The organism is Limnospira sp. PMC 1279.21 (assembly GCF_032349615.1).
GTDB lineage: Bacteria > Cyanobacteriota > Cyanobacteriia > Cyanobacteriales > Microcoleaceae > Limnospira > Limnospira fusiformis.
Genome location: NZ_JARPLU010000258.1, coordinates 1 through 4,683, shown reverse-complemented (window position 1 = coordinate 4,683; position 4,683 = coordinate 1). Strand labels below are relative to the sequence as shown.

Here is a 4,683-nt window from a genome sequence, read left to right as displayed (position 1 = left end):
TATTGCTGATACAGACGCTCCGCCTCCTCCCAGTTGCCCCGATTTCGCTGGATATCTCCCAACACTCCCCAAGAGGTTGCCATCCCAGCGCGATCGCCCAATTCGGTCATCACTTCCAAACATTGCTGATACAGACGCTCCGCCTCGTCCCAGTTGCCCCGATTTCGCTGGATATCTCCCAACACTCCCCAAGAGGTAGCCATCCCGGCGCGATCGCCCAATTCGGTTTCAATTGCCAAACATTGCTGATACAGACGCTCCGCCTCCTCCCAGTTGCCCCGATTTCGCTGGATATCTCCCAACTGTCCCCAAGAGGATGCCATCCCGGCGCGATCGCCCAATTCGGTTCTCAATGCCAAAGATTGCTGATACAGACGCTCCGCCTCGTCCCAGTTGCCCCGGTCGCGCTCAATACAACCTAACCATTCCCAACATAAAGCGATTCTAGCCTTATCCCCGATTTCCTCATACAAGGCGAGAGACTGTTGCAAAGATTCCCAGGCTTGGGGATATTCAGAATGTTGATACTGTTGAAATCCTTGCCGCAACAGAGCATCGGCTGTCGATTTAGTTTCTAGCCGAGGCAACTCATAGTTAACCGCTTCGATTGTATCGGCAAAATTCCGCAACCAGCCTGCATTCCCCCGCCCCAGTTGCGCCCTCTTTTCGGCTTCGTCGCGCATCACCTGCACTAATCCCTCATCCACCAGTTCCGGGTGCTTCCTCAATATCGCCGCTTCCTCCCCACTGTCACAGTTGAGGAGTTCTTGAATCAGGGAGAGATAGGCTTGCACTCGTTGTTCATCCATGACCACGCACCGGATAGGGATACCACCACAATTTTACCCCATGCGGCTAGAATCCACCACAGACAATATCCCGTCGGGGGAGTCGTCAATTGGTCTGAAATCGGTAATACTAGGAGTGAGCATCAATATGGGGTAAAATAGCCATGACCGAATTACTCGCAAGTGCGATCGCCCGGTTACAAACCTTGTCTGAGAGTCAGCAAAATGCGATTTTGGGGTCCTGCAATTCATTATTCATTATTAATTATTAATTATTAATTATTGACCAGGTAGCCATGACCGAATTACTCGAAAGTGCGATCGCGCGATTACAAACCTTGTCTGAGAGTCAGCAAAATGCGATCGCTGCAATCATCCTAGAAGAAATTGAGCAGGAGTGTCGTTGGGATGAATCATTCTCACGTTCTCCAGATATTCTTGCCAAACTCGCGGCTTCAGCAATGGCGGAATATCATGCTGGTAAAACCCACCCACTTCACCCAGAGAAACTGACATCATGACTCACAAAATCAGCCTCGAAATTCCCGATGATTTGAGCCAACGCCTAGAAGCCAAAGCCCAAATCATCAATCTCTCCGTTAAGATAGAGATCGATATTGGCCGCAAAATCAACGGGACCCTCAATTTTGACCTGCTTTAACTTGGAAAATAAACTGTTGTTGGTTTTGGGACGCGAAAAATTCTTGACAATTTCATAGAGTTGTGCTAACTCATCCTCGTCTAGTTTGCTAATTTCCTCATCAATCAATTGCCTGATATTCATGGTTATTTTACTAGGTAACAACAGAGAGTTTATTCAGGCTTTACACCAAAACTCAGATATTCCCACCTCTTCAGGATAGTATCCCCATTTTACCCCATCCCCAGACTTTCAGAAACCCCGTTTCTTAGGGAAATCTTTTGTGACTGCCCAGCTTTGGCTACCAAGGGAGTTATAATTGCCAGATGGATAAATTGCCTAATATATCGATTATAGCTGCCCAGATTCTGGAGATTGTCTACAGAATTATCTTTGTGGAAGTGGGGGGGATACCCTTAATTGTGGTCTGGTTTATGGCGGGTGGTCTGGTTTTCACCCTGTGGATGAGATTTGTTAATCTTAGGGGTTTCACACACGCTATTAAAGTGGTTTTGGGAGTCTATGATAACCCGGAAGATGAGGGGGAAGTTTCCCACTTTCAAGCATTGGCTACCGCTTTATCCGCTACTGTGGGATTAGGAAATATTGCGGGAGTGGCGATCGCTATTGGTTTGGGAGGTCCGGGGGCTGTGGTTTGGATGACTCTCGCGGGTTTTCTGGGAATGAGTAGTAAATTTGTCGAATGTACCCTCGCTCAAAAATACCGCCTCGTTAACCCAGATGGTACGATCGCCGGGGGTCCTATGTATTATCTATCGGCGGGTTTACAGGACTTGGGACAAAAAAACTTGGGTCGGGTTTTGGCCGCTATGTTTGCTGTTTTGGCGATCGCCGCTGCCTTGGGGAGTTCCAGCATCTTTCAAGCTAATCAGTCTAAGGTGGCGATCGCACGAGTTTTTCCCGTATTCGCCTCTCAGGGGTGGCTCTATGGCTCCGTTTTGGTGATTTTGGTCGGATTGGTCATTATTGGGGGTATTCGCCGTATAGCTCAAATTACGGCGGTTCTGGTTCCGGTCATGTGTGCTATATATGTAATGGCCGCGCTGTGGGTTCTGCTGGTCAATTGGGCAAAAATTCCTGATGCGATCGCTACTATTTTCGCCTCGGCTTTTGACCCTCAAGCTGTCGTGGGGGGAGGTTTGGCAGCCTTAATTCAAGGGTTTAGAAGGGCGGCTTTTTCTAATGAGGCGGGCTTGGGAATTGCGGCGATCGCTCATGCTGCCGCTCGCACAGATGAACCTATCCGAGAGGGAATAGTCGCCACCCTGGAACCATTAATTGATACGGTCATTATCTGCAATATGACCGCCTTAGTTATCATTATTACCGGAGCCTATAATAACCCCGCCTGGGCGAATTTAGGAGGCGCAGAAATCACATCCGCCGCCTTTGGTTCCGTGATTCATTGGTTCCCTTATGTGTTGGCTGCGGCTTTATTTTGCTTTGCTTTCTCCACGATGATAGCCTGGGGATATTATGGGGAATTGTGTTGGCAATATTTATTAGGACAACGCTGGGCGATTATTTATAAACTCCTATTTTTAACCGCCATATTTTTAGGGGCGATCGTCAATCCTCAAGCGGTGATTAAATTCAGTGATGCCATGTATCTAACCATGTCAATTCCTAATCTATTGGGACTATATTTTCTAGCCCCCACAGTGGCGCGAGATTTGACTGACTATTGGCAAAAATTAACAACATCTAATCAGGTCGCCCAAAACAGTTAAACTAGAAAAGGAATTTTTTGCCCCATAATCGAGGAGTTGCTATGCTTGCTAAACGCATTTTACCATGTTTAGATGTTAGAGCCGGTCGGGTGGTCAAGGGTGTGAATTTTGTTAATCTCCAAGACGCTGGCGACCCGGTGGAATTGGCTGCCGCCTATAATGACGCGGGGGCTGATGAATTGGTGTTTCTGGACATTACCGCTACCCATGAAGACCGCGATATCATTATTGATGTGGTCTATCGTACCGCTGAACAGGTGTTTATCCCTTTGACCGTCGGGGGGGGTATCCAAAACTTAGAAATGATTAAAAATTTGTTAAGGGCGGGGGCTGATAAGGTCAGCATTAACTCGGCGGCGGTCCGTGACCCAGATTTAATCAATAAAGCCAGCGATCGCTTTGGTGTTCAGTGTATTGTAGTCGCTATTGATGCCCGTCGGCGCACTGACCCAAATAATCCCGGTTGGGATGTTTTTGTCCGTGGTGGTCGCGAAAATACCGGACTTGATGCGATCGCTTGGGCGAAAGAATTGGCGCAACGAGGCGCGGGAGAACTTCTGGTGACCAGTATGGACGCAGACGGCACACAAGCAGGCTATGACCTGGAATTAACCCGGACTATCGCTGAAAGTGTCGAAATTCCCGTGATTGCCTCTGGGGGCGCGGGAACCTCTCAGCATATCTACGAAGCCTTAACCGAGGGACGCGCCGAGGCGGCTTTATTGGCTTCTCTGTTACATTACGGACAGTTAAGCGTCGCTGAAATCAAATCCTATCTCGCCACTCGCCATATTCCCGTCCGTCCCCACGCACTCCCCCACGTCTAATGGTTTCCCCACGGGAGTTTTACCTAAACAAAAGATTAAATTTTCCGCATTACCGGCTCAGTTACGAAACTCCTGTTAGAATGGAAGAAATGTTACAAAACGTAACTTATGCTGATTCCTATTCTAATAATTGATATAGCTCTGGTGGCCTGGTCTGTACATCTGATGCAGCAAGCGGCTCGATATCGAGAGTCTTCCTTTGTCCTGGCTGGTATATTAGTGGCTATTTCCGCCGTCGCTATGGTTGTGGTTTATTTTCTCATGGGTTCGTGTATCGACCACCTTACCCAAATGTCTCATCATGCTTACTCCTATATGTGATCTGGTGCGATCGCCTACAGTCCCACCTTTAGACCCCGTGGGGCGACCATTACCAGTGGGGGGCGATCGATTTTCCTGCCTCTGGGCGAGGCTATCAAAAAATTTTTGCCAAAATCATTGACTTAACCAATCATCCTGTGATACATTAAAAGATGTCTTGTCCGGGGTTATAGCTCAGTTGGTAGAGCACTGCAATGGCATTGCAGGGGTCAGCGGTTCGAGTCCGCTTAGCTCCATTTCAGTTGAACCCTTATCCTAACGGCGATAACCGGGAAACACTCAACCCGATAGTCGTACCTAATTACTCAGATATTACTCACAATCTAGTCCTAGCACAGGAAAATAATTCTGTCAAT

Annotated in this window: 6 protein-coding genes and 1 tRNA gene; 5 read left to right on the top strand and 2 right to left on the bottom strand. The window is 48.0% G+C overall.

Features of this window, described 5'->3' with window-relative positions:
• The coding region (locus P5683_RS22930; protein WP_315669485.1) for a tetratricopeptide repeat protein at positions 1-809 on the bottom strand (809 nt) is incomplete at its 3' end.
• Between the two features lie 275 nt (positions 810-1,084).
• Here P5683_RS22930 and P5683_RS22925 point away from each other — a divergent pair.
• Positions 1,085-1,309, top strand: a complete 225-nt coding sequence (locus tag P5683_RS22925; protein ID WP_315640518.1) for a hypothetical protein — start codon at positions 1,085-1,087, stop codon at positions 1,307-1,309.
• 44 nt (positions 1,310-1,353) lie between these two features.
• On the opposite strand, the gene P5683_RS22920 is transcribed toward P5683_RS22925, so the two are convergent.
• Complete coding sequence (locus tag P5683_RS22920; protein WP_046319564.1) at positions 1,354-1,572, bottom strand: hypothetical protein; 219 nt, start codon at positions 1,570-1,572, stop codon at positions 1,354-1,356.
• A 182-nt stretch (positions 1,573-1,754) separates the two neighbouring features.
• Here P5683_RS22920 and P5683_RS22915 point away from each other — a divergent pair, with 182 nt between their 5' ends.
• The 4 genes from P5683_RS22915 (at position 1,755) to P5683_RS22900 (ending at position 4,563) form a co-directional block, all read left to right on the top strand.
• Positions 1,755-3,179: a sodium:alanine symporter family protein gene (locus P5683_RS22915; RefSeq protein WP_187758117.1), complete on the top strand. Its 1,425-nt coding sequence runs from the start codon at positions 1,755-1,757 to the stop codon at positions 3,177-3,179.
• 41 nt (positions 3,180-3,220) lie between these two features.
• Positions 3,221-4,006, top strand: coding sequence for an imidazole glycerol phosphate synthase subunit HisF (hisF, locus tag P5683_RS22910; RefSeq protein WP_006616338.1), 786 nt, complete (start codon positions 3,221-3,223; stop codon positions 4,004-4,006).
• Between the two features lie 108 nt (positions 4,007-4,114).
• Positions 4,115-4,327 (top strand): hypothetical protein, encoded by a 213-nt coding sequence (locus P5683_RS22905; protein WP_006625359.1) that lies wholly within the window; start codon positions 4,115-4,117, stop codon positions 4,325-4,327.
• 163 nt (positions 4,328-4,490) lie between these two features.
• Positions 4,491-4,563 (top strand) — tRNA-Ala (locus P5683_RS22900).
• The last annotated feature ends 120 nt before the right edge of the window (positions 4,564-4,683 follow it).

What these genes read in the sequence shown, in the direction of transcription:
- P5683_RS22925 (WP_315640518.1), top strand. Translation starts at nt 1,085, where the DNA reads ATGACCGAATTACTCGAAAGTGCGATCGCGCGATTACAAACCTTGTCT.
- P5683_RS22920 (WP_046319564.1), bottom strand. Translation starts at nt 1,572, where the DNA reads ATGAATATCAGGCAATTGATTGATGAGGAAATTAGCAAACTAGACGAG.
- P5683_RS22915 (WP_187758117.1), top strand. Translation starts at nt 1,755, where the DNA reads ATGGATAAATTGCCTAATATATCGATTATAGCTGCCCAGATTCTGGAG.
- hisF (WP_006616338.1), top strand. Translation starts at nt 3,221, where the DNA reads ATGCTTGCTAAACGCATTTTACCATGTTTAGATGTTAGAGCCGGTCGG.
- P5683_RS22905 (WP_006625359.1), top strand. Translation starts at nt 4,115, where the DNA reads ATGCTGATTCCTATTCTAATAATTGATATAGCTCTGGTGGCCTGGTCT.